The 21,898-nt window shown below is 67.3% G+C and carries 24 protein-coding genes and 2 pseudogenes; 10 read left to right on the top strand and 16 right to left on the bottom strand.

Translation table 11 applies throughout. The annotated features are described in order from the left end of the window. Positions 1–34: 34 nt before the first annotated feature. A complete protein-coding gene (locus ABD743_RS42915; RefSeq protein WP_344730233.1) occupies positions 35–670 on the top strand; it encodes a TetR/AcrR family transcriptional regulator in 636 nt (211 codons plus the stop codon). 1,049 nt (positions 671–1,719) lie between these two features. Here ABD743_RS42915 and ABD743_RS42910 read toward each other — a convergent pair. Beyond that, a complete protein-coding gene (locus tag ABD743_RS42910) occupies positions 1,720–1,845 on the bottom strand; it encodes a hypothetical protein (RefSeq protein WP_344730232.1) in 126 nt (41 codons plus the stop codon). A 69-nt stretch (positions 1,846–1,914) separates the two neighbouring features. Here ABD743_RS42910 and ABD743_RS42905 point away from each other — a divergent pair, with 69 nt between their 5' ends. The 3 genes from ABD743_RS42905 (at position 1,915) to ABD743_RS42895 (ending at position 5,743) form a co-directional block, all read left to right on the top strand. Then, on the top strand, positions 1,915–2,430 hold the full coding sequence (locus ABD743_RS42905; RefSeq protein WP_344730231.1) for a hypothetical protein: 516 nt from the start codon (positions 1,915–1,917) through the stop codon (positions 2,428–2,430). An 868-nt stretch (positions 2,431–3,298) separates the two neighbouring features. Beyond that, positions 3,299–4,096: a mechanosensitive ion channel family protein gene (locus ABD743_RS42900; protein ID WP_344730230.1), complete on the top strand. Its 798-nt coding sequence runs from the start codon at positions 3,299–3,301 to the stop codon at positions 4,094–4,096. Between the two features lie 1,422 nt (positions 4,097–5,518). Next, positions 5,519–5,743 carry a hypothetical protein gene (locus ABD743_RS42895; protein WP_344730228.1) on the top strand — a complete coding sequence of 75 codons (225 nt, stop codon included), beginning with the start codon at positions 5,519–5,521 and terminating at the stop codon, positions 5,741–5,743. 287 nt (positions 5,744–6,030) lie between these two features. Here ABD743_RS42895 and ABD743_RS42890 read toward each other — a convergent pair whose 3' ends face one another. Beyond that, on the bottom strand, positions 6,031–6,366 hold the full coding sequence (locus ABD743_RS42890; protein ID WP_344730226.1) for a hypothetical protein: 336 nt from the start codon (positions 6,364–6,366) through the stop codon (positions 6,031–6,033). A gap of 13 nt (positions 6,367–6,379) precedes the next feature. Between ABD743_RS42890 and ABD743_RS42885 the strand changes: the two genes are divergently transcribed. Further along, positions 6,380–6,502 (top strand): hypothetical protein, encoded by a 123-nt coding sequence (locus ABD743_RS42885; RefSeq protein ID WP_344730225.1) that lies wholly within the window; start codon positions 6,380–6,382, stop codon positions 6,500–6,502. A 276-nt stretch (positions 6,503–6,778) separates the two neighbouring features. Here the strand turns inward: ABD743_RS42885 and ABD743_RS42880 are convergent, their stop codons facing one another. The 3 genes and pseudogenes from ABD743_RS42880 to ABD743_RS42870 form a co-directional block, all read right to left on the bottom strand. Further along, on the bottom strand, positions 6,779–6,964 hold the full coding sequence (locus ABD743_RS42880) for a hypothetical protein (protein ID WP_344730224.1): 186 nt from the start codon (positions 6,962–6,964) through the stop codon (positions 6,779–6,781). A 60-nt stretch (positions 6,965–7,024) separates the two neighbouring features. Continuing rightward, positions 7,025–8,854, bottom strand: a complete 1,830-nt coding sequence (locus tag ABD743_RS42875; RefSeq protein WP_344730222.1) for a GAF domain-containing SpoIIE family protein phosphatase — start codon at positions 8,852–8,854, stop codon at positions 7,025–7,027. 417 nt (positions 8,855–9,271) lie between these two features. Then, positions 9,272–9,511: pseudogene (locus ABD743_RS42870) on the bottom strand (site-specific integrase); the annotation flags it as partial. Between the two features lie 355 nt (positions 9,512–9,866). On the opposite strand from ABD743_RS42870, the gene ABD743_RS42865 reads away from it, so the two are divergent. Further along, positions 9,867–10,163 (top strand): ScoMcrA-related endonuclease, encoded by a 297-nt coding sequence (locus ABD743_RS42865; protein WP_344730220.1) that lies wholly within the window; start codon positions 9,867–9,869, stop codon positions 10,161–10,163. A 25-nt stretch (positions 10,164–10,188) separates the two neighbouring features. Here the strand turns inward: ABD743_RS42865 and ABD743_RS42860 are convergent, their stop codons facing one another. Next, on the bottom strand, positions 10,189–10,518 hold the full coding sequence (locus ABD743_RS42860) for a hypothetical protein (protein ID WP_344730219.1): 330 nt from the start codon (positions 10,516–10,518) through the stop codon (positions 10,189–10,191). 212 nt (positions 10,519–10,730) lie between these two features. Then, the gene (locus tag ABD743_RS42855; protein ID WP_344730218.1) at positions 10,731–10,937 is read right to left on the bottom strand and encodes a hypothetical protein; all 207 of its coding nucleotides are present in this window, start codon (positions 10,935–10,937) and stop codon (positions 10,731–10,733) included. 424 nt (positions 10,938–11,361) lie between these two features. Between ABD743_RS42855 and ABD743_RS44675 the strand changes: the two are divergent. After that, positions 11,362–11,544 (top strand): annotated as a pseudogene (locus tag ABD743_RS44675) (hypothetical protein); the annotation flags it as partial. A gap of 144 nt (positions 11,545–11,688) precedes the next feature. Here ABD743_RS44675 and ABD743_RS42850 read toward each other — a convergent pair. From ABD743_RS42850 to ABD743_RS42840, 3 genes are all read right to left on the bottom strand, one after another. Then, entirely contained in the window at positions 11,689–12,549 is an 861-nt protein-coding gene (locus ABD743_RS42850; protein ID WP_344730217.1) for an SAM-dependent methyltransferase, read from the bottom strand. 256 nt (positions 12,550–12,805) lie between these two features. Then, positions 12,806–12,955: a hypothetical protein gene (locus ABD743_RS42845; RefSeq protein ID WP_379659249.1), complete on the bottom strand. Its 150-nt coding sequence runs from the start codon at positions 12,953–12,955 to the stop codon at positions 12,806–12,808. 91 nt (positions 12,956–13,046) lie between these two features. Next, entirely contained in the window at positions 13,047–13,169 is a 123-nt protein-coding gene (locus tag ABD743_RS42840) for a hypothetical protein (protein ID WP_344730297.1), read from the bottom strand. A gap of 12 nt (positions 13,170–13,181) precedes the next feature. Between ABD743_RS42840 and ABD743_RS42835 the strand changes: the two genes are divergently transcribed. Both ABD743_RS42835 and ABD743_RS42830 read left to right on the top strand, forming a co-directional pair. Beyond that, a complete protein-coding gene (locus ABD743_RS42835) occupies positions 13,182–13,904 on the top strand; it encodes a transporter substrate-binding domain-containing protein (RefSeq protein WP_344730215.1) in 723 nt (240 codons plus the stop codon). Positions 13,905–14,417: 513 nt separating this feature from the next. After that, on the top strand, positions 14,418–15,407 hold the full coding sequence (locus ABD743_RS42830) for an AraC family transcriptional regulator (protein ID WP_344730212.1): 990 nt from the start codon (positions 14,418–14,420) through the stop codon (positions 15,405–15,407). Positions 15,408–15,549: 142 nt separating this feature from the next. Here ABD743_RS42830 and ABD743_RS42825 read toward each other — a convergent pair whose 3' ends face one another. The 5 genes from ABD743_RS42825 to ABD743_RS42805 form a co-directional block, all read right to left on the bottom strand. Next, positions 15,550–15,894, bottom strand: a complete 345-nt coding sequence (locus ABD743_RS42825) for a hypothetical protein (RefSeq protein WP_344730211.1) — start codon at positions 15,892–15,894, stop codon at positions 15,550–15,552. A gap of 180 nt (positions 15,895–16,074) precedes the next feature. Further along, complete coding sequence (locus ABD743_RS42820) at positions 16,075–16,521, bottom strand: cytidine/deoxycytidylate deaminase family protein (RefSeq protein WP_344730209.1); 447 nt, start codon at positions 16,519–16,521, stop codon at positions 16,075–16,077. Next, entirely contained in the window at positions 16,514–16,777 is a 264-nt protein-coding gene (locus ABD743_RS42815; RefSeq protein ID WP_344730208.1) for a hypothetical protein, read from the bottom strand. Before ABD743_RS42815 ends, ABD743_RS42820 begins: the two co-directional genes overlap by 8 nt. A 571-nt stretch (positions 16,778–17,348) precedes the next feature. Beyond that, complete coding sequence (locus tag ABD743_RS42810; protein ID WP_344730206.1) at positions 17,349–17,660, bottom strand: hypothetical protein; 312 nt, start codon at positions 17,658–17,660, stop codon at positions 17,349–17,351. A gap of 369 nt (positions 17,661–18,029) precedes the next feature. Next, positions 18,030–19,583 (bottom strand): N,N-dimethylformamidase beta subunit family domain-containing protein, encoded by a 1,554-nt coding sequence (locus ABD743_RS42805; RefSeq protein WP_344730205.1) that lies wholly within the window; start codon positions 19,581–19,583, stop codon positions 18,030–18,032. Positions 19,584–20,299: 716 nt separating this feature from the next. Here ABD743_RS42805 and ABD743_RS42800 point away from each other — a divergent pair. Then, entirely contained in the window at positions 20,300–21,145 is an 846-nt protein-coding gene (locus ABD743_RS42800; RefSeq protein ID WP_344730204.1) for an SDR family NAD(P)-dependent oxidoreductase, read from the top strand. Between the two features lie 131 nt (positions 21,146–21,276). Here the strand turns inward: ABD743_RS42800 and ABD743_RS42795 are convergent, their stop codons facing one another. Then, entirely contained in the window at positions 21,277–21,852 is a 576-nt protein-coding gene (locus ABD743_RS42795; RefSeq protein WP_344730202.1) for a Chromate resistance protein ChrB, read from the bottom strand. Between the last annotated feature and the right edge of the window lie 46 nt (positions 21,853–21,898).

The raw sequence follows: 21,898 nt of genomic DNA, 5'->3' as shown, positions 1-21,898 counted from the left end.
GGACGAGCCCGTCCGTTTACCCGAAGTGAGAGAAGTGGCCCGAGGTCTGTCTCGTTCCCTGCGCTCCGATGCCCGTGACAACCGGGACCGGATCCTCGAAGCGGCCCGCGCATTGTTTGCCGCCGAAGGGCTGGACGTCCCGATGCGGGAGGTCGCGCGGCGCGCGGGGGTCGGGCCCGCCACCCTGTACCGGCACTTCCCAGCCAAGGAGGCGCTGGTCACCGAGGCCTTCGCCGACCAGGTGCAGGCGTGTCGGGCGATCGTTGACGAAGGGCTTCGGGAGCAGGATCCCTGGGACGGCTTCCGCCTGGTGATCGAACGGATCTGCGAGCTGCACGCGCGTGACCGCGGGCTTACTGCGGCGTTCATGGCGGCCTACCCGCACGCTGCGGACTTCGCCGCAAACCGCGACCACGCGCTGAAGGCGATCGCCGAACTGGCGCGACGAGCCAAGGAGGCGGGTCGGCTGCGGCCCGACTTCGTCCTTGACGACATGGTCCTGGTGCTCATGGCGAATGACGGCATTCGTTCCGTGTCGCCTGCCGCCCGCGTCGCGGCGTCCCGTCGCTTCGCCGCTCTCGTGATCCAGGCCTTTCAGGCCACACCGACGCCGGCGCCGCTCCCGCCCGCTGCCAGGCTGGCACTGATGGCGGGAAGCCACGCCCGCTAAGAACGCCCACGAGGCCAGGCGAGGAGGCCAGGTAGCTATGCGTGCCGGGCGGGAGGAGGTCTGGTCGCGGCGTGCTGCGGTTGCGTCCGTAGTGGACATTCGGACGACCGATCAGGTGATCTTCTGGACTGGGAACGGAAGGCCTACGCCCGAGGGGTGACACCACCGGCCGCGCCGAGGGCGTGATCCAGTGCGGTGCGACGCGCGCGTCATCGGCCGGTGGCCGGGCGACTGCAGCGCCCGGCCCCGCGCCCATGTCGGGTAGGTATGCGTTGACAACTCGCCGGTGGCGGGGCTCGTCCACCGCTGCTGAGACGACCGTGGAGCCCTTTGCGACCACGGCGCTGCCTCCCCACGAGCCCCGAGATCCGCGCACGGCGGCGTAACGCTCCCTGTTATCCGCGGCCTGGCGACCCTGGAGAGCCAGGAGCGCGACCGTGCCGCCCGGTTCTCGGAGTGGAGGTCGCTGAGTAAGTCAGGCGGGCGGCCTCGGCAGCCTGGCCGTCCGGTTCATCATCACGATCCCAGTAGGTCTGGTGCTGCGTCGTGTGCGAGATGGAAGATCATCGGCACTGCTTACCTCGCATTCGTCGAGTCTGGTGATTCACTTACGAAACGGATGATTGTCGTGGCACTCGGGAGGCTCGACGATGTCACAGGCCACGCTGGTATCGAAGCGGATTACCGATCTCCCGAAACGCGATTGCGTCCGCGAACTGTTCATGAGCCGTAGTCCGGGCGGTCTCGACCGTGGGCTGGCATTCCTGATAGACGCGCATCGCCCACGCTGAGGACAACGGGGCCGAACTCGAGCTCTACGCCGCTGTGCTCCTCGACGTCCGCGGCGTCGAGGAGCTCCCGGAGCAGGTCTCGGACAGCTCAGGGTGAGGGCACGCGAGAACGCTGGCGAAGTCAGCGAGTGCCTCGCGCGGGGGTTGTGTGTCCTGATGGGTGAGCAGCCGCGGTGATGCCGAGATGGTCGAACAGCGTCTGTGGCGGCGCCGGCGGACGTCCTCGTGGGAGGACGCCCGCCGTGGATTCGGTAGGGATCAGTTACGCGTGAGTTCGCGGACGCCGGTGGTCGCGGTTTTGATCATTGCTGTCCGGGTCTCCTGCTGCAGCTTCACCGTGAGCTCGATCATCGAGGCGAAGATCTTGACAGGCGCGAACATCATGGTGATCCCGGATACAACTGCCTGGGACGAATCCATCGGGGCGACCCAGCTGGTCCCGGTCTTCTGCAGGTGAGGCGGGGCGGGAGCCCACCCCTGCTGGCCCTGCGGTCCGGGAAGTCCCTGCGGTCCCGGCCGACCCTGCGGTCCGGGAGGTCCTGCAGAGCCCTGTTCACCGCGGGGACCCGGCTCTCCGCCGGGGCCTCGATCACCGCGCTCGCCCTTCTCCCCGGACGCTCCCTGGTCACCGCGCGGGCCTTGCTCTCCGCGGGCTCCCTGCTCACCCGTGGAACCCTGCTCGCCGTGCTCGCCACGCGGGCCCTGTTCACCCGCCGAACCCTGCTCGCCGCGGGAACCCTGCTCACCTGTCGGACCCTGGTCGCCGCTAGCCCCCTGCTCGCCAGCCGGTCCCGACGCGCCGCGAAGGCCTCGCTCACCGCGCTCGCCGGGCTCACCCTTCTCACCACCGGCGACCGTCGCCCTAGCCGTGACTACCGGGTCGGCAGCGGTCTGGGTGCGCCGCGACGCCGTCCGAGACCGCCCACCTTCGGACACGGACTCTTCCACATCAACAGTGCCGTTGCCTGACGTTGATTCCTCTACCACTGAGCCCCTCAATTTCTCATCGATGCCCGGCCATCTCGCCGAGCATGCGGAGGGCATGGATTTCGCCTCCGGCTCCTGGGAGGTATCCGCGGCAGGGCGCGCCAACCCGAACGAGTCGACCGGCAACGTCACATATCGCAGTGCCGAATGCACGTTTGACTCTCCCCGAGCTGTCCCCCAGCAGTAGGGCGTTCCGCCGGCACGCCCTCTACGTGGCGAGACTTGCTCTGCGGAGAGCCGCTCGAACCCATTCGCGTTGTTTCGCCTCCTACGGAGGCGTTTACGTACACGCCTGCCGTGTTTAAGAGAACAAACCTGGGGTAACCACGGCGATGACGCTGCGCCAGGCGGGTGGTCCTCCGTCTGCAGGTGTCGGTCGAGATGCGCTCAGCGAAAGAAGCGCCTACCGTTCCAGATGGAACTTCCCGCTGCTCGGCAATATGCCCCGCACTCCTGGTGTATCGGCCTAACTGCGATACCTGGAGGACGGGGCATTTTGGCATTCAAGCAGCTCGTAGCAGCGATAGGACAGGTAGGTTGGGCGCAGTGAGAAGTACTGCGGCGCCATGCACCTCGGAACTCTGAACATCCAACGGCCTTCTCTGCATTCCCACGAACACGCGCTCATGAGCCGTTTCGGCGCATAATGCAACCCGGCGGTAGGGCGGCTACTACTCGGTGTTCGACCGGCGGGATGTCCGAATCGCCCTCGCTGTCAAATTGCACGAGCATCAGTGCCGGCGTCACTGTGACCGTCGGAGCTCCATGGCTTTTAGGAAGGGAAATGAGAATGTTGCAAATCCTTCTCGCGCAGGCAGGACCCGATCCGGGGTTCAACATCCTGCAGAGTTTGCAGTCCGCGTTCACCACGTTCGTCAACTACCTGCCCCAGCTGATCGGCGCGCTGATCGTGCTGGTGGTCGGCTTCATCATCGCCAAACTGCTCGACAAGGTCATCAGCAAGGGCCTGCAGAAGGCCAAGGTTGACCAGAAGTTGACGTCCGGTGGGGGTGCCGGGTATGTGGAGAAGCTCGCTCCGCAAGGCAGCCCGTCGAAGCTGGTCGGCCGTGTTGTGTTCTGGGTGATCATGTTGTTCGTGATCTCCTCAGCGGTAGGCACCCTGGGCATTCCGGCATTGACCGAGTTCATGAACCAGGTGCTGGCGTATCTGCCCAACGTGCTCGCCGCCCTGCTGATCTTCATCGTGGCCGCGGCGGTCGCCGGTGCGATAGGTGGCGCGGTGCACCGCACCATGGGCGACACCCCGACCGGCAAGATCGTCCGCACCGCCGTTCCCGCCATGGTCATGGCTATTGCCATTTTCATGATCCTGACCCAGCTCGGGATCGCGCCGGTGATCGTCACGATCACCTATATCGCTCTGATCGGGTCGACGGCGCTGGCTGCGGCGTTGGCGTTCGGGTTGGGTGGCCGCGAGGCGGCCGCAGAGCTGGTCAACTCCGGCTACGAAAAGGCCCAGGACCGGGCCAAGACAGTCAAGGCCGATATGGCGACCGGCAGGGACCGCGCCGCCCAGGACGCCGCCACGTCCAAGCAGAAGGCGCAGCAGGCCCAGGACAACGGGCAGAGCGCTCCTCCCGTGAAGTCCTCGCCGATGCCCACAGGCGCGGGCGTGCACCGCCCCTGACCTCAGGCCTGTCTGAGCGCGTGACTTGCGAGTCCGTTCTCCACGGCCACGTTTTCGGTTCTCAGTAGAGCCGCGTTCAAGGAGCAGGTCGGCCAGACCGTACGCAAAGAGCGGATCGAGACCGAGGGCGTCGCCCCGGTCTCGATTGCTCGTACGAGAACTGACGGTCCCGCTCCGGAGGCGCGTCACCATGATCCTCAACATTCCGTGTGGATCCCGACAGACCGGGGAAGTCCCAAGCACTACCCCGACCCGCCCTCAGCCAACAAGCGGCCGCCACAGCGCGGCCGTCACAGATGGGCACCACCAGGTCGGACATAGACGTCGATTCGATCGAGTCAGGTCGACACGAGAGCCAGGAGGAACGCCGTGGGAATGATCGGCTACGGGATCGCGGCCACGATCGGCTACTACGTGGGTCGACCCGAGGGACGTCGACAGCTGACGACGTTGCGACGGCAGGCGGCTGAACTCGTCCGCAGCCCCGAGGCGAGACGGCTGCGCGAACACGGGTGGGACCTGGTCGGTGACGGCGCCTTGGCCACACGGAGCCTCGCTTGGAAGATGCGCCCCAGGAGCACCGCTCGGGACGGGGACGGAAATGTCGACGCGACCCGACGTGGTCTTGTTCTTCGCGGCCGAAGCTGGCGCCGGTCCCGGCCCGACTCGGATGCGACTGCGGCTGCGACTGCCGATCCTGTCGTCGGGATCACTCCAGCCGGCACGGGTGGGCCGGCCGGGTTCAGCACCACCACACCCACCGAAGACGCCCAGTCCGCAAACCCCGGGATGTCTGTTCCGCCGCTTGCCGGAGGCACTCGGCCACCGGTTTCACCCGAAAACTGAACAGGAGCGGGATCAAGTTCCCGAGATCCTCTGCTGGCACCCGAGCAATCGTCGCCGGCAATCGACGTCGTGAGCAGATCTCCTCCCTGGACGGCCACTGCGACCCGGTACGGGCCGGTCGACGGGGAGTCGCCGGTCGCGCTTCTGGAGGATGAGGCCGGGATCGAGTTGCGATGGTGCCCGGGAACGACGCGGGGCCCACCTCGGGGTGAGGTGGGCCCGGCGGGGTTGAGGGTGTGTCAGTGTCGTACGGATCGACCCACATCGGGTCGCGGTGATGTGTTCACGCGGGCGATGTCAGCGCGACGGCATGTTGCGCTCTATGGGAGGCCTCATGTCGGTGTTGCGGATCCCGTTCCACGGATCGCTCCGGTGCTGGTGGCTCAGCGCCGAAATGGCCGAAGGACCATCCCGAGATCTCCGACAGCCACTCGCGCCAATGCATCCCCGCAACCGGCTGTGAACTGACACCGCCAGCGATGAAACAGGCGCCTCGAAGGTGGATGTAGTCGACGCGGTCGTCCTGGGCAAGACGACAAGCTGTTCTCGACGTGGCCCGGTTCCTACGCTCGTCCGATGACATGCCGTGTCGAAGTCTTCGTCCGCAGTGGGCACACCATTGACCTGGCGTTGGAGGACGGTGAGGACCGCGTCTTCGCGACCTCCCTGCACGAGGTGTGGGCATCTCCCGATGCCATGGAGTTCACACACCTCGCGCTCGGCGAGAACGCAGTCGTCCTCGCCAGCGAGGTCGTCGGCTACCGCCTCCATGGTTCGACGTCGGAGGACCCGGGACTATAGCGGGGGTCGTCGTCCCGACCGGCCCAGTGCGGTTGCCGCGGTCGGCGCGCTCAGAATCGGACCGGTTGGCGGACAGCTGTCGACGATAACGTCGCCCTGCCCTGCAGGCGGGGCGCAGACAGGTCCGACAAGAGCTCCATCGGCGCCCGGCTCGGCGTTGGCACCTTCCCTTCGTGACCGCGACGGTCTGCCTCGGGCAGGCGACGAGGCCGACGGCGGGACACGGGCGCGCGCCGGACAGCCGGGGCCGGCGTATCAGGTTGCGGTGCGTTCATGTCCCAGCGCCGTTAACCGGTCGCTGCGGCCGCCGACCCCCCGACTCGGAGGGTGCGGGGTCGGCCGCCTCGCCGTTTGCGACGATCAGACCGGCCCTCGGGGGCCTCCTCGTCGACGGCCTCCTCATCGTCCACGGCTTCATCATCGGAGGCCTCGTCCTCGACGGCCTCCTGCCCGCCACCGCGGCGCCTGGCCGCTGCTTCACGCAGGCCGAGTGCCAGCTGCCTGAGCGCCTCCAGCACCTGCAGCGCCAGCTGACGCAGGAACCGTAGGAACAGCATGACCTTGCGGACGACGAGAGCGAGAGCGAACGACGCCCCGACCCCACTCAAAAGCGGCTTCGCCACTGATGTGAGCGTCGTGACCGCGCCCTTCACGGAGTCGGTTGCGGTGCCGGCGGTCGTCGCCAGGCCCCCCGCGGCACTCCTGCCGGACGCGGCGCTGCTGGTCGCGACCCGGTCGAGCGTGTCCGCGGCGCCGTGACCTCCTGTGCGTGCCTTGGTCGCCGCGCCCCGAACGGTACTTCCGGCTCGCCGCATGGCGGACCGCGCAGGATTGCCTGATCCGGCGCGGTCGGCGGATCCCATGGTCTCCCTCGAATCTCCGGTCGGTTCGGTGGTCATGCCCATCCCTCCATGTAGTGAGGTACGGATGCGGGCACAGCGTCGCTGCTCGGACGGCATACCACCTGCGAAGATCAAGTATTCCTCGTTTCCGATCTCCTCATGATCTCTGCGTCCGCGCGCACAAGGGGCCGTCCTACCGGGAGGCTGCCACCTCCTCGAGGTCACCCGTGGTGCGGGCGAACCAGGCCAGCGCTGTCCAGAGTTGGATGATCACGCCCTGCGCGACGTGCTTGGCGTCGTGCGGATCTTCCAGCATGCGCAGCGCGATTCGATCGATCCGTCCCGGTGCCGCCGGATCAGCACCTCGTCGGCTCTGCATCGCTGCCGCAGACCATGGCGACCAGCCATCGATGCTCCCTCCGCCGCAGCGGTCACCGGGTCAGGTGACGGTTGGGATGTGGATCGCGAATGCGATCACGTCGTCGGTGGCGTCAGGAGCAAGGGCGTCGACGGTGGTCTCCACCAGGCTCTGCACGGACCCCTCGTGATGGTCGGTGAGAAGGCCTCGGAGGTTCTCGAGCCCGGTGTCGAGATCCTGGCCGCGGCGCTCGATGAGGCCGTCGGTGTAGAGGAACAGGGTCGAGCCGGGTTCGAGGTCGGTGTAGTGGTCATGGCGTGGCGACTGGCGCAGGGCTGCGAGCCCGAACAAGGCGTCGTGGGCGTCGAGCAGGACGGTCGTGCCGTTGGCACGCACCACCAGGGGCGGAGGATGTCCCGCGTTGGTCCAGGTCATCAGCCACGTGCCGGTGCCGGGGCCGGGTGGCCGGAGATGCGCGAGAACGAGGCTGCCCGCGGCGCCGAGCTGGAGGCCGGCGTTGGCGGTCTCGAACGCCTCGAGGGTCTGTGTCGGTGAAGCGCTCGGATGGTCCCAGCCCGCTTGGCGGATCATGGACCGGGTCTGACCCATGATCGTTGCAGCGTCGACGTCGTGGCCGATGATGTCCCCGACGGTGACGGCCAATAGCGGGTGTGCGGGGTGGGCGGGGTCGGGAAGGGCGACGGCGTCGTACCAGTCGCCGCCCACCTGATCACGGAAGTCGGCGGGTCGATAGTGCGCGGCCATTCGCAGCCCGTGAACGGGGGGCAGCTCTGTGAGCATGGCCTGCTGGAGCCGGTAGACCACGTCGATGCGGTGTTGTTGCAGCTCAGCGCGTGTGATGGCGTGCGCGGCGTAGCCGGCGATTGTCGTGGCCGCCAGCAGGTCCATCGCGTCGAGTGCCCGGTGGCGGTCCCAGCCGAGGACGATCGCGCCACGCGGTCCCTGGCCGCCGGGCAGCGGGACCGCGACCACGGTGTGCAGGTCCAAGGCACGCAGCAGGTTTTGGCTCTGCACAGGATGGTCGGCGTCGAACTGCGCGCGGTCGGCGTAGTGCATGGTGCGGGACTCGCGGACCGCGGTCGCGGTGGGCATTGGGGCGTTCACGCCGTACTCGAGAAGTCCGGTCGAGTTCTCCGGGCCGGGGGAGTGTGCTGGGCCCACTAAGCGGTGCAGGCGTCCGTCGCGCCCGAGGAGTGTGATCTCGATGTAGGTGGGCGCCAGGTCGCCGGACAGCACGTCGTCGAGGCGGGCCTGGGCCTGAGCCAGGGTGGTGGTTTCGGTGAACGCCTGCGAGGCGGTCAGCAGGGCCTGGCTGCGGTCGTAGGAACGGCGTAGCGCCTCGTCGAGCTCGTCACGGCGCCGCCGTTCTCGTTGGGCGTCGACGAGGGCAAGACGCAGGCGCAGTTCCGCACTGCAGACCCGGGCGAGGTCCTCGAGCGTTTCCAGCTCCGCGGGCGCCCAGTTACGCGGTCGGGTGTCGATCGCGCACAGCGATCCGAGGACCTGGCCGACGCCGTCGATGACGGGCACTCCCGCGTAGGCGACGACATCGGGATCCGACATGGCGAGGTCGCCCGGCGCCGGTGGGTGGTTGCGCGCGTCCGTGATGACCAGGGGCTCGGCGGTGGCAACGACGTGCTGGCAGAGCGAGTGCGACAGCGGGGTGGCGCGCCCGGCCAGGCCGGGGAAGACCTGCTGCTCACCTTGCAACAGTGATACCAGCGCGGTCGGCACATTCAACCGACGCCGGACGCGCTCGGCGATCCCATCCATCTGCGGGTTGGTCGCGGCGCTGCGGCCGCATCCGTCGAGGGCGTCGAGTCGGTCAGGATCACCGAGGTCCTCACACCCCGTGTTGTCCGCGGGGTCGTCAAGGGACTCTGCCGTCACGGAGCGAGCTCCTCCTCGTTGACTCGTAGCGAATCGCCGCCGGGCGCCGCGCCCCCCGGCGGGTCTGGCGGTCGTGGGAAGGCGACAGCGCGAGAGCGCAGCGCTGAGCGGGTTTCTGCCTCTGATCCCATGGCCGCTGTTCTTTGCGACGGTGCTCGGGATTTTGATTCTGCCGTGCCGCCCCACGTTGCGGCTGCTGCCGGCGGGGAAACATCGAGAAGGCTCGCCGTCAGGGCGGGGAACCGGTACAGGTCGACCTGGGCAGGGCGTTCGCCTCGGAGCGTCTGCTGTCGACGATCCGGTGCCGTTCGTCGCAGCGCTTGAGGACTGCACGGTTACTGGTTCGAGTCCAGTCGGAGGAGCTCTTCCCCAGGTCGGAAGCTTGCAGTCGGGGACCGGATCAAGATCCCCCGACGTTTACCCGGTGGAGACTCCGGCAGGGCCACCTCGGCGAGCTGTCCGGTGTGCTTGATCCAGGGCATCTGCGGCCGCTCGGTCGACCGCTCTCCTGCCCGGGTAGCGGTCCTGCGTCATCGAGACGTCGGCGTGGCCCGACTGGTCGGCGATCAGACGCACAGACAGGCCGGCGCGGGCCAACGCTGTCGCCGCCGTCTTACGAAACGTGTGGCTCGTAACCCAGGCGAACGTGGCGGAGCCATGAGCCTTGCGAAGGTCAAGCCGACGCCCGTGATCCGGACGAGTGTGTGATCGATTTCGGCTACGCCGGCGCGTCCACGTCTTCCCGGCGGACTGTCAACGCCTCGACGATCCGCACTTCAGCGCCGAGAATCGCGCGGGCCGGACAACGCTCGCTCGCCAGTGTTTATCACGGGTCCGATCCCCGCCGGGAGAGGCAAGCGTGTACACCGGCTTGTCCACGTGGGCGGGCGGCACCCCGTGCTCCGGCGCCACGACCCGGGGCACGGGTGACGCCCTAATCCGTGGATATGGCACTGAAAGTGCAGGACGATCTTGAGAGGATCCGATGACACATTCAATCACATGGGACCGTGTGACCCAGGCTCACGTGTTGCAGGCGATACAGGAGTACGACCGACTGGGACCGGAGCGGTTCTTCTCCGAGCATGGCTTCGCCCCCGCCCGGGCCTATGAGCTGGTCTGGGATGAACGCCGTTATCCGCCAAAAGCAATACTGGGTACAGCTTATGAGTTCGCTACGGGTGAGCGTCTTGCCTCCGGCGATTTCGAGGGCGGGAAGACCGGCGCGGTCAGGGTGCTCGGAAAGCTAGGATTCACCATCCAGCAGCGCGAGGACCAGCGGAGCAAAGCCAGCCCGGCGTCTCGGTAGTTGTGGTTACCGGGAGAGCCGGGTTTCAGCGGTAACGACCGTCGAAGTGTGATCCCCGACCGAGCTCGGTGAACCGGAGGCCGGCGATCCTGCCGTCCTCCACGATCCAGTGCAGGTCGTAGCAGGCTCGATAGGCCGGGGGCCAGAACGAGCAGAAGCGGCCGTCGTCGTCGAGATACCACTCACCTCGTGTCTGCTGGCCCTGTTCGACGTACGTGGTGGCACCGGTCGGTTCGAAGACCTGGGTGGCGCCCTCGTCGTAGACGAAGCTCCTGGCCGTCAACGCGATCCGGATGTGTTCAGTGGTCACGGCGTCGCCGTCCATGACGCGGATGTTCTCCAGTGATTCGAGCATCGGTTCCTCCTTGGGATCATGGTGGGCACGGCGCGGCTGAACGCGACGCGGTGCGAGAAGCGCCGGCGCTCACGGACCAGGCGTGGGCGGGTCGTATCGCCCTGTTCTTCGGCCGGTCTCCGTGCCAGGCTGTGACCCGGTTCCCGCCGACTCGTTCATTGTCGCAAGATGATCGAGTTGGGGGTTGACTGTTCTTCGGTGTGATCAAGGGCCTAGCAGACAATCATGAGTGCGAGGTCCGGTGGGCAGCCGCGCTCGACGAGCGCGGCGACCTCGTGCCAGTCGACCACTTCGGCGAACCTGCCGGCGAGCACCTGCGAGAGGCCTAGTCGCTGCAGCTGAAGTGTTCGCCACTCGCGGACGAGACGATCCTCATTACCGTCGCCGGCGACCGATTGCCTGCCGATGCGTTTCTTCATCGATCGATTCCTCCCAGCGGTGCGAGACGTCAGGGCTTGTCACGCGGCTTCGAGAGCCGGACGTCCGCTGATGGTTATGCGGGTGGCGACGCATTGCCCCATCCATCCCCGCTGCGGCGATGGTGATGAGTCCGGCTCGGAAGAGCTCATGGGCTGTGACGTGGCCGCAATACCGTCCCTCGATGAGCCGACCCGGTACGCATACGGACAGTTCCTCACCGCGACCGGCATCCACGGCCTCAGCGGCGTGCGATGCCAGTTGATCTGTGGTGGTCGCTGTGGCTTCCGGGACATGGTCGGCTCCTGTCCGTGGCGAGGATCGGCGGATACGTCTTCGCTGGACCTGTGCCACTGACCGGAGACTGTCGTTCAGCACGGCGCTGGTCGCGCCAGTAGAAGACACCGGCCTCGCCCCCCGGGGGCCGTGTCCGGAGACCGGGACGACCAGGGGCGACAGTCCGACAGTTCAACCCGGGCAATTCCGGTGTGCTGCGACCGTCCTGCGTCATCGACACCTTTGCGTGGCCGAGCTGGTCGGCCGCCTGACGAGCGCTCAGCCGGGGCGGCGAATCTGCGCGATGCCAAGCTCAGTGGTGCGGACTTGTCGTCGACCGAACTGGTCGAGGCGGATCTGGCCGAAGCTGTCGCTGAAATTGGCGACCACGGCACCATCCTCCCGCAGGGGCTGCGTCGTCCGACGGTTGGCGCGGTCGCGGCTACGGCAGGTGAAGGGCAAAGCGCCAATAAGGACCTAGGGCGTTTTTCCCAACCCGGCCACGAGCACGGTCGACCACGGCCCCTCGCTCTTGTCGGGGTCGGCAGGGCGCCAGTCGTTTGCGTACACGAGGCCCGGTTCGACCATCTCCAGGCCCTCGTAGTAGCGGCGAATCTGGTCCCAGGTCCGGATGAATCCGCTGCCGACTCGTGAGACGACGTCGGCTTCCAATCGTGCGTCGGCTTGCGGGTGGTCCTCGCGCAGGAGGTTGACTGTGAACAGGTAGGACCCTGACGGCATCCTTGCGATGAGGCGCCGCGTCACGCCAACCGGGTCCTCATGATCGGCCAGGTGGTGCAGGACGCTCGCCATGAGTACCGCCCACGGCTTGTCGAAGTCGATCAGCTGCCTGGTCTCGGGGGCGTCGAGGATCGAGTCCGGGTCGGCGGCATCGGCTTGCGCTACTGATGTGGTCTGGTTGTCTGCCAGCAAGGCCCGGCCGTGGGCGAGGACGATCGGGTCCTTGTCGACGTAGACGACCCGTGCGGTCGGGTCCACCTGGTGTGCGATCTCGTGCACGTTCTCCTGCGTCGGCAGACCAGATCCGATGTCGATGAACTGTCGGATGCCGGCCTCGGTGGCGAGGTAGCGCACTGCCCGCTGGAGTGCCCGACGGTTACTCACACAGACTTCCGTGGCGCCGCCGTTGTACTTCGCGTTGAGCGCATCGGCTGCGCTCCGGTCGGCCGCGAAGTTGTCGTGGCCGCCGAGCAGGTAGTCGTAGACGCGCGCCACTGTCGGTCTGCTGAAGTCGATGCCGGTCAGCTGACTTTTCCCGTCGAACTGTGGGTAGTGCTCGGCGATCTTGTCGTGGAGCCGTTCGGCGGACTCAGCCATGTCAACCTCCGGTGCGTAGCGCGCTACCGAGCGTAGTCCACAGCATGATTCACTTTGAGTCCCCCCTGAGTTCGTCGTACATCTGCTCCACATCGACGACGTAGAGCACGGCCGCTCGCAGCGGTCCGACGTGCGCTGCCGCCCGTTCCGGAGCGGCCACTCGACGAGCTGTGGGAGGGTCGCGCTCGGCGCAACCACAAGTCCGGGTTTCCTGCCGACCTGCTGATTTCGTGCGGTCGGTGCCGCGAGTCGCGGCTCAGCACGGGACGGTCGGGAAGGCCCTGCGAATGCAGGCGCCGGGCGTCACGTGCATGACCTCGCGGAACTCGGCGGTCATGTGTGACTGGTCGTAGTAGCCCGCGTCGTTCGCCAGCTGCGCCCACGGTTCCCGAGCCGCTCCGGCCACGACGCTCCGGACACGACTGAGGCGGGCGAATCGCTTCGGCGAAACGCCCACCGCCGCAGTGAACAGGGGTGCGAAGCTGTCGTTCGCCGACTCAGGCCCGGCGTGCCACCTCGCCCACCCGCGCGGGCGGGCGTCCGCTCCCCGCGGACAGTCCCGCCGCAAGGCTGCGGACCACGACCACGCCTGCGCTCGTCGCTCCTCGGGGGTCGTCCATAGGATCGTCTGCATGAGCATCGTGCCTGCGGCCATCGCCGAGGATCTTGCGCCCACGGGCTCCCTGCGGGCCGCGATCAATCTGGGTAATCCGGTGTTGGCCCAGGGGACGCCGACGGCGCCGACCGGCGTAACGGTCGACATCGCGCGTGAGCTGGGCTCGAGGCTGGGGCTCCCGGTAGAGCTCGTCTGCTTCGATGCGGCGCGGAAGTCGTTCGAGGCGATGGCAGCGGGGCGGGCCGACATCTGCTTCCTGGCCATCGAGCCTGCGCGGGAAGCCGAGGTCGCTTTCACCGCGCCGTACGTCGTGATCGAGGGTGTGTTCGTCGTGCCCCGAGACTCGGTCATCTCCACGAGGGCGGAGGTCGATCGTGAAGGGGTGCGTATCGGCGTCAACGAAGGGTCTGCCTACGACCTGTTTCTGTCCCGCACTCTCCAGCACGCGCGTACGGTGCCCGTTGAGGACGACGTCGACGTGTTCGGGGACCTGGGTCTGGAGGTCGTCGCCGGCATCAGGCAGCCGATGACCGAGTTCGTCAGGAGCAATCCCGAGTTTCGTCTGATCGAGGGTCGGTTCATGGAGATCCGGCAGGCGCTGGGTACGACCAGGACCCGCGGCCCGGAGACCGTCCAGTTCCTCCGGTCCTTCATCGAGGAGCTCAAAGCCAGCGGATTCGTTGCCGACGCGCTTCGGCGCGCGAATCAGCTGGATGCGACCGTCGCCCCACCCGCTTAGCCGCTGATCTGGGCCCCGCGGCGGGCGCCGGTCTCTGCCCAGGACCGCGGGCTCGTGGGGTTCCGGCTGGCTGGGTTGAGGATCTCTTCGCATCAGCCCTTGGAAAAGACCTTCAGTGGCGGCTGGCCTGGAGGCGGGGTAACCGGCGGTTGTTGCATTGGTCGTGCGTGGTGTCGGAGCGCTTGGCCTTCGTGCGCATGATCACCATTCCTCCACGCTGGAGCCCCCACGGCCACCACGGATACCGGGCCTCACGATGACCGCGGTACGCCTGTTTCTGGTACTGGCCGCGCCGGCGGCATTGTCGTCGGGCCGTGGTCGTCGAGCACGACGACGATCTCTGGTCCCCGCGGTCGGGACGACGAACGGTGGTCAGCGCGTCCATGAGGCGGAACGCGGTGCGTCAGACTCCGGCCTCGAGCGGAGGCCAAATGGTGTTCCTAGATGTCACCACCTACGCAAATAGGATATATATAGCCTCGATATGAAACGCTACGCGCTAACCTTGCCCTGGTGCAGATCTGCGAGTCCTCCGCTGAAGCATTTGAGGACGCCGTCCGTCAGTTCTTCATTCCGACGATCTCCCGACATGGGCGCAACTTTCCTGTGCGGGCGGCGTTGGAGAAGCTGGGCGACGGCCTGGCACTCTCGCGGTCGCGCTGGGGGCCGAGGTCGTCAATCCGGACGGATAAGATGGCAACGAACTCATCTGAAGACAACCGGATGCTCTTCACCGTACAAGTGGCCGGCGGGGGCTACACACTCCAGCGCGATCGTGTCGCCGAGACTGCGGCCGGTACGGGGATTCTGGTCGAGGCCCGCAGTCCCTTCGAGCGGGTCACGCCGACCGAGTCCCAGTACTTGACCTTGTCATTGACCCGAGAGCTGCTGCCGCTTCGTGCCGCCGAGATCAACGATGCCTGTGCACGCAGCATTGATCCCGCAGCCCCGGCAATGCAGACGCTGGGCGCCTACCTCGGTCAGTTGTTCAAGGTCGCTGAGGGCCTCACCGTGCCGCAGCGACTCGACGCGGGGCACGCCGCGATCGACCTCGTCGTGATGGCGCTGCGGGACGTCGTGCCCTCGGTACCGAGCAGTGACGGTTCCGCAGCGGTATTGCTCGAGATGATGTTGATGCACGTGCGCGAACATCTGGCCGACCCGCGTCTGCAGGTTGAGGAGCTGGCGCGGCGGCACAAGGTGTCGGTCAGTCACCTGTACACCCTGTTCGATCGGATCGGGACCACGCCCGGTACTTACCTGCGCGAGCAACGGCTGCTCGCGGCACGGGCGATGCTGTCCGACCCGCGGTACGCCCGGCTCGGTATGTCGGACATCGCGGCTGCCGTCGGGTTCGTCGAACCCAGGACGTTCCTGCGGGCGTTCCGACGGGAGTACGGGATGACGCCCAGCAGTTGGCGCCGTGAGCATTGCCGCAGCGGATCTGCTTCCGCAGACCCCGAGGGGGACATGCCTCCCGGTGCGGGTGCAGGCCGAGAGTAGCCGCGGACCGAGCGGGGGTCCACCGCCACGTAGCATCGGCCCCCGCTCTCGCCGTGCCGATGGTCCGCTTGTCACCTGCCGCGGGTGAGGGCTTGATCGCCTTTGCCGCAGCGAGTGACACCCAGCGTGAGCATGGCAGGCGTCAGTGCTCCCAGTGCGAGCCAGGGCACATGTTGAACCGGTCTACGGCGTCGATCGTGCGCTGTGCCTCCGGTCGCCCGAACCCGTCTCCGGCCATCGCCCGGGCTACAAGGTCAATCGCCTCCTCGCGGCTCAGGTCGCGGCGCGCCTTCCGTTCGCAGGCGGCGGTGGCGGCGGCGTGGGGTCCGCGAAAGAAGGGGATCCCCTCGACGGCGGCGAGGTAGCCGGGGTAGTCGGGGCCGTCCAGTGCGTGAGGAGCCAGGGCTCCAGCGGAAACACCACCGCTCCCGCACCCGGCTAGTAGCGCGCCGAGGGCGAGGGCGGGGAGCAGACGCCGGAGATTCACGCGGTGATCTTCCCATTTGTCCGTTCCTGGCGCGAGGGGATCAGGTCCGGAGGTTGGTGCATGAGGGTGCAGGCGGCGGGCCCGGGAGGACACCCGGACGGGGCGACTACAGATCCAGCGCTGTTCGACGGTTCCGAGTGTTCGGCGTTGTGCATCACCCAGGCCGCGGCGCCGGCGCGATCAACGGATGAGCAGATGCCGGTTGACTGCTCGGACCTCTTCGGCGAGTTCCGGTATCTCGACGACCTCGACCCCTTCCGCCCGCAGCAGCTCGGCGCCCGCGCAGTCGACGAAGATCAACGGCTCGTGCCACGCGAACACCACCCGGACCACCTCGGCCGCGAGGATCAGCTCGGTGCAGGTACGCGCCCGTGAGGTGCGGACACTGCACGGTTCGAGGGAGCTGTAGACCGTGGCGCCCGGCGGGGCGCGCCACCCCGGACCAAGCGCCGCGAGTGCGGCCTCCTCCGCGTGGTCGTGCGGGTCATTCATCCGCGACCAGCCCTCGGAGAGCACGGTGCCGTCCGCGGTAACGACGAGCGCGCCGACCGAGAACGCCGTTACCGACGGTGGGCAGCGGTGCGCGACGTCGACGGCTCGCATGAGCAGCTTGCAGTCGTCAATCACGGCGTCCCTCAGGCGCGCAGCTCAGGAGCACCTGGTCGCCGATGGGACGCGCCTCGGCCAGCCGTATGAAGTACGCGCCGTCGCGGGGAAGTCGGGCGGGTCCGACGAACCCCAGGGCGTTCTCGCCACCCGATAAGAACGCGCCGAGCGGACGTGGTGGTGGAACCGGCTCAAGGGGATACGCGATGTCGGCGAGCTGGGTGACGACGAGATCAATGAATGATCCACCGCCGTCGATATCGACACGATATGTCACTGGCCGCGGACGCTCCCCTGGAAAGGGACGTACATCGTCACTGCCGGCACCCCGGCTCTGCGACCTGTCATTCATGAGTCGAAGATTGCCACTCCGGACTGCTTCTGCAACCCTCGAGGAGGAAATGTCACCGACTGGCGAGGAAACGTCCATCGCGGCGATGCGAGACGTGGCAACCGTCACAGTCAATTGCGAAATCATCGCATACTCTGAAAAGAATAAAGGGGTGAGCGTCGATTCGATTCCTGATATCCTCGGCGCGATTCCAGGTGGGCGCCTGTGATCTCGAGTGGAAACTTCGACGATGCGGTCCAGTAGGCGATCTCGAGCACGATTCGGTGCGACGTCAGCGATGCTTGGTGGTAGGTGCGGTGGAGGGGTCCGCACCTACCACCAAGCATCGTCCTGCCGGGAAGTGGTCGTGCGCCCCGATGGGCGGACTAAGCGGAGTCTTGGTAGCGGCCGGCTCCGCTGTGGCATCTGTCGACGGGATCACTCGCGACCCCGGCACTACGAACGCCTGATCCCACCGCTTCGCGGAGCGTGCTCGGTCATCCGCGGGCGGTTGTCGCTATCCGGTGGCCATCCCTCCGGCGTCCGCGAACGCGACGAGCGCGGCGTCATGGGCGTCCAGCCATGGCCGCGCGCCGCAGTAGTCGTCCCACAGCGAGAGGTGCACGTAACCCCAGTCCCCACCGGGCAGCCCCGCCAGGTAGTAGTTTCGGCGTTCCTTCGCGGGCTTCCGGGTCATTACGAGGTTCTCGTACCCGTTGTCGAGGTCCTGTCCGTTGTCGTCGCGATAGGGGTGCCAGTGGCCGTTGACCAGCTCAGCGATCGTTCCGTTGAGGGGTCCGCCGATGTAGATCGTCGCGTATTCGCTCATCCGGTCACCGTCCCAGTCATCACGCCTCCATCTGCTCTTTGACCTGGATCAGCCCCGCGTGCTCGTCGGGGTGGTGAGGCCCGAAGCCCGCGATGCAGTCAACGCACTGTCCACCCGCTGCCTTCGGTGCGTTACACCGGGGCCTTCATCGAATGAACGCGGCGAGCGACGGAGATCGCGTGCACGGAGTCCGTCTTGCGCGTAATCGTCCAAATATGATCAATCGCCTTTTGTGCCGTGCAACGAGGCCGCGCTGCAAGCGCGGTCGCCGCCACCAACTCAGCAGGCGGCGGCACGCTGAACCTCACCCTTGGCTGCACCTACACGCTCACGCGGGCGACGCGGACGTGAACACGTAGCGGGCCCTCGTCAATGGGCGACGATGCCGTCGGGCGGGAGGTACGGGATCGGCGGCGCCGGCGAGCGGTCGATCCCGAGCTGGGCGAGGTTGTCGTGAGCGGGGTGCGCCGCCCCTGCGGGGCCGGCCGCGAACGCACGCAAGAGCCGGGTGGTGACGGCGTCGAGCGCCTGCCCGACCCGGCCACCGTTGCCGCCGCCCTTGCAGCCGGGGTCCATTCCGCAGACCCAGTCCTGTGTTCCGCTCGAGAACACTCCGGCGCCGCTGGGGGTCGTGTAGTAGGTGCTGTCCGCAAACTCGTTGCGGTGCGTGGTGCCGCAGGCGACCGGGGAGTGGAACAACACCTCGATGGGCCGGGGCGTCGGAACGCTCAAGTTGACCTTCGAGTACTCGATTCCGACCACGTCGGACAGCCGCTCCCCGTCATGGACGATGCCGTCGAGGAGCCAGTTGCCCGCGTTGGTCGCCACCAGGTCCGCACGGCCGGGAAAGCAGCTGTAGTACCCACCGACGAGCACGCTTTCCGGGCGTGGATCCGGCGGCTGGCGCCAGTCCTGGGTGGCGTCGGCCGGGTCCGTGCGACTGGCGGGATCCTCGCCGAACGACTTGTAGTTGATCTCCAGGCGGTTCTCGCCCAGGGACGTCGGCGCGAACCGGATGTGGCGGTAGACCTCGTTGCCACCGAGGAAGGCCAGGTTCACCCCCCGGTCACGGGCGCTCGTCGCGGCGACGCGCATCGCGGCCGACCAGTACTCGTCGTGTCCGAGCGTGATCATCGCCCGGGCGCCGTCGAGCAGGTGTGGGTTGGCGTGCAGGTCCGTGTCGGTGGCGTACCCCAACGGCACGCCGGCGCGTTCGGCGACCCGGACGAAGCCCAGTTCGAACTCCAGGAACTGCCCCGCACCGGACATCCCCGCCTCGTAGGGGCGGTCGAACGTGACCGCGCGGGAGCGGTCCGCCCGGCGGCCGTCGGGCCCCTTGTACAGGCTGTACCCGCCCCACTGGTTGTACGCCTGCCAAGTGGTCACGGCATTGATGACGACGACCCGGCCCGCGTTGTCGGGCGTGCGCACGGTCAGTGGAATGTACTGCTGCGCGCCGTTGTCACCGTCGAGCCGCAGCAGGTAGTCACCCGGCGCCCACCCCTCGGTCGGCACGGTGAGCGATGGATGCCACGGCGCCACGACGGTGTTCGTCGGCCGCTGGACGATTGCGGGCGCCTGCACTCCTCCCGGCAGGGCGGCCGAGGTCCACACCGAGAGGGCGTCGGAGCCCTGATAGTCGCCGAACCGGAACGCCGTCACCACGAATCTCGTGGCAGGCGTCGAGACGAACAACCGGACCGGCTCGCCGGGCAGGACGCTCACCCGATCGGCGAAGCCCTCGATTGCGTGCTCGGGACCCGGGTGGGTGAGCTGCCAGGCCGTGCTACCGGCAGCCGGCGCCGGTGGTGCAACCGAGTTCGAGGGGCCACCGCTGTTCGGCTGCGTCCCCTGTGTGCACGCCCACGCGGCCGAGACGAGGGCCACGGCCGCTGCCATGTACAGGAGTCTGCGTCCGGGCATGTGAGCACCTCCCACCACCCGTGGTCGAGACAGATGGGCGAGCCCGCTACCTCCGTCCCAGGGATGACTCAGCACAGTGGACCGCGAGTCGCCGGCGGGGCGCATCCGGCAAATAGCCGGATTGTCGTCCCGTCCGGTTGACACACTCGCGAGGACGACGCGAAGACCCCGCACACCACGTCGGTCATCCGAGCCGACGGCAGGTGGTGAGCGCAGAGGTACCGAGCACCGTCTCGTCCTGGTCCGACCACGTCGGGTGTCGGACGGCGGTTGAACCGCAGCAGCCAGATGGTGAGTTCGACGACCCATCGGTGGCAGCCGAACTCGCGGTCGATCAACACGTGGCCGGGACCCGAAGCAACGCGAGAAGGACGCCGACACATCAGTTCCCGACCTGGCCCGCGGTGGTGCACGAGCGCCGGCAGTACCCCCAATCCGGGCGCGGCCCCCTGGTCTCACTGTCCGATGTCGTCGAGAATCAACGCTCGCGCCGTCAGTCCACCACTTTCGTGCATCCCTCTGCATGGATGGGGGACGGGCTCCGACGTGGTGAGACACGGGTTTGACGTATCGGACTCACACTTGCTGCTCGATAGAGCGAATGGGTCTCGATCGGGTGAGGTATGTTGGCATGCCTCCGTGATTATGGCGCACGATCTTCAGCTTTTCCTCAGTTTCTCAGTGTCGTTTCAGGAGCTCCTCAATAGCGTTCGGTTATGTCCACTGCAATCGTCACCGGTGGGAACACCGGACTCGGTGTCGCCTTCGCACAACGTCTGGCGTCCCAGGGCCACAACCTCGTCCTCGTCGCGCGGGACCGGGAGCGGCTGAATGCGGTGGCCACTCGGCTCCGCGTCGAGCACGGTGTGGAGGTGGAGGTCCTGCCCGCCGATCTCGCTGTGCCTGCCGAGCGCGCGATCGTCGAGCAGCGGCTCGACGGCACGATGGGTGAACCGGTGGACATCCTTGTCAACAACGCCGGCATAGGCACTCGCGAGTTGTTCGACGAGGCGTCTCCTGCCGATCTTCAGGCCGAGGTCGATCTCAACATCACCGCGGTGCTGCAGCTGACTCGTGCGGCGCTGCCCGGCATGCTTCGACGCGGCCACGGTGTCGTCATCAACGTCGGCAGCTTCGCCGGTTACCTGGGTGCACCTGGTTCGGCCTACAGCGCCAGCAAGGCGTGGGTGCTGAGCTTCACCGACTCCATCGCCGCGTCGCTGTGCGGCACGGGTGTGCGGGCTATCGCGGTCTGTCCGGGCCTGATGCGCACGGACAGGCACCTTCGGGCGGGACGGCCGGTGGGCTCGTCGAGATCACCGCTGTGGCTGGAACCGGCCGACGTCGTCGACCGCTGCCTGAGCGACCTGCGAAAGCAGCGGACGCTCAGCGTTCCGGGTGGTCTCTACCGCTCCCTCGTCGCCCTGCTCGAGCTACCCCGCCGCTCGCTCCGCCTGGCGGCGCGCCTGGCCCGCCGCGGCCGGGAACAGAAGGTGCAGCGGGCGTGCCGGGTGACGGAGACGGAAGACAGGACGGACGACTCACGGCCCTCCCCCCGGTGACCGGCCTGGCCGCCGAGTGGTGGGCGCGGTGGGATCTCGCTGGTCCGGGAGCCGGTGACCGTCCGAGGCCCGCCGTGGTCGAGCCGTCACTCCGCCCGTTCCCGCCGCGCCGTTGATCGTCCCGAGATCACTCAGACGTTGTCGGACTCGCCGGCGTACACCCATGCTGCGTACGTCTCGAGCGCACGTTCACAGACCTCCAGGTAGTCCGCGCAGGCCTGCCGTCCCGGTGCACCGAAGACGTCGCGGTCCTTGATCTTGGCGAACCAGTTCCTCAGCTTGATGAGATCCTCGTCGTTCTCCTCGAGCTCGGCGTAGGTGAAGTGCTCCTCGCGGTACTCCTTGCGCAGGCCGGCCATGAAATCCTGGCACTTGTCGACGATCTCCTCGTACTCGTCGTCGCGTGCAGCCTGGAAAGCGGCCTTGATCTCGGCCTCACCGGCTATCACCGAGCAGTTCAGCAGGCTTGCGGTACCCGACATCTCGAGGATCTCGCGGCGCAGCAGGCGCAATGCACGTTCGGCAGTAGGCCCGGCCGGTAGCGCTGCGGCGGAGTTCTGCAGGTAGATGGCGCCGAGACCCTTGAGGCGCCGCCACACCGTGGCGCGCAACCGCGTCGGTTCGGAGGGAACCCGGTAGATCAGGAGCAACCAGCCCGACGGTGTCGATCCGTTCGGTGGCACGGCTGCCTCGTCAGGGGCGGTCACCCGCTCAGTCTCCCGGCCCGTTCCGGTACTGCTCGGCGCGCCCCAC

It is taken from the genome of Pseudonocardia yunnanensis, assembly GCF_039534065.1.
Lineage (GTDB): Bacteria > Actinomycetota > Actinomycetes > Mycobacteriales > Pseudonocardiaceae > Pseudonocardia > Pseudonocardia yunnanensis.
Note: the sequence above shows the minus strand (reverse complement) of the source record. Positions and strands in the feature narration are given on the sequence as shown.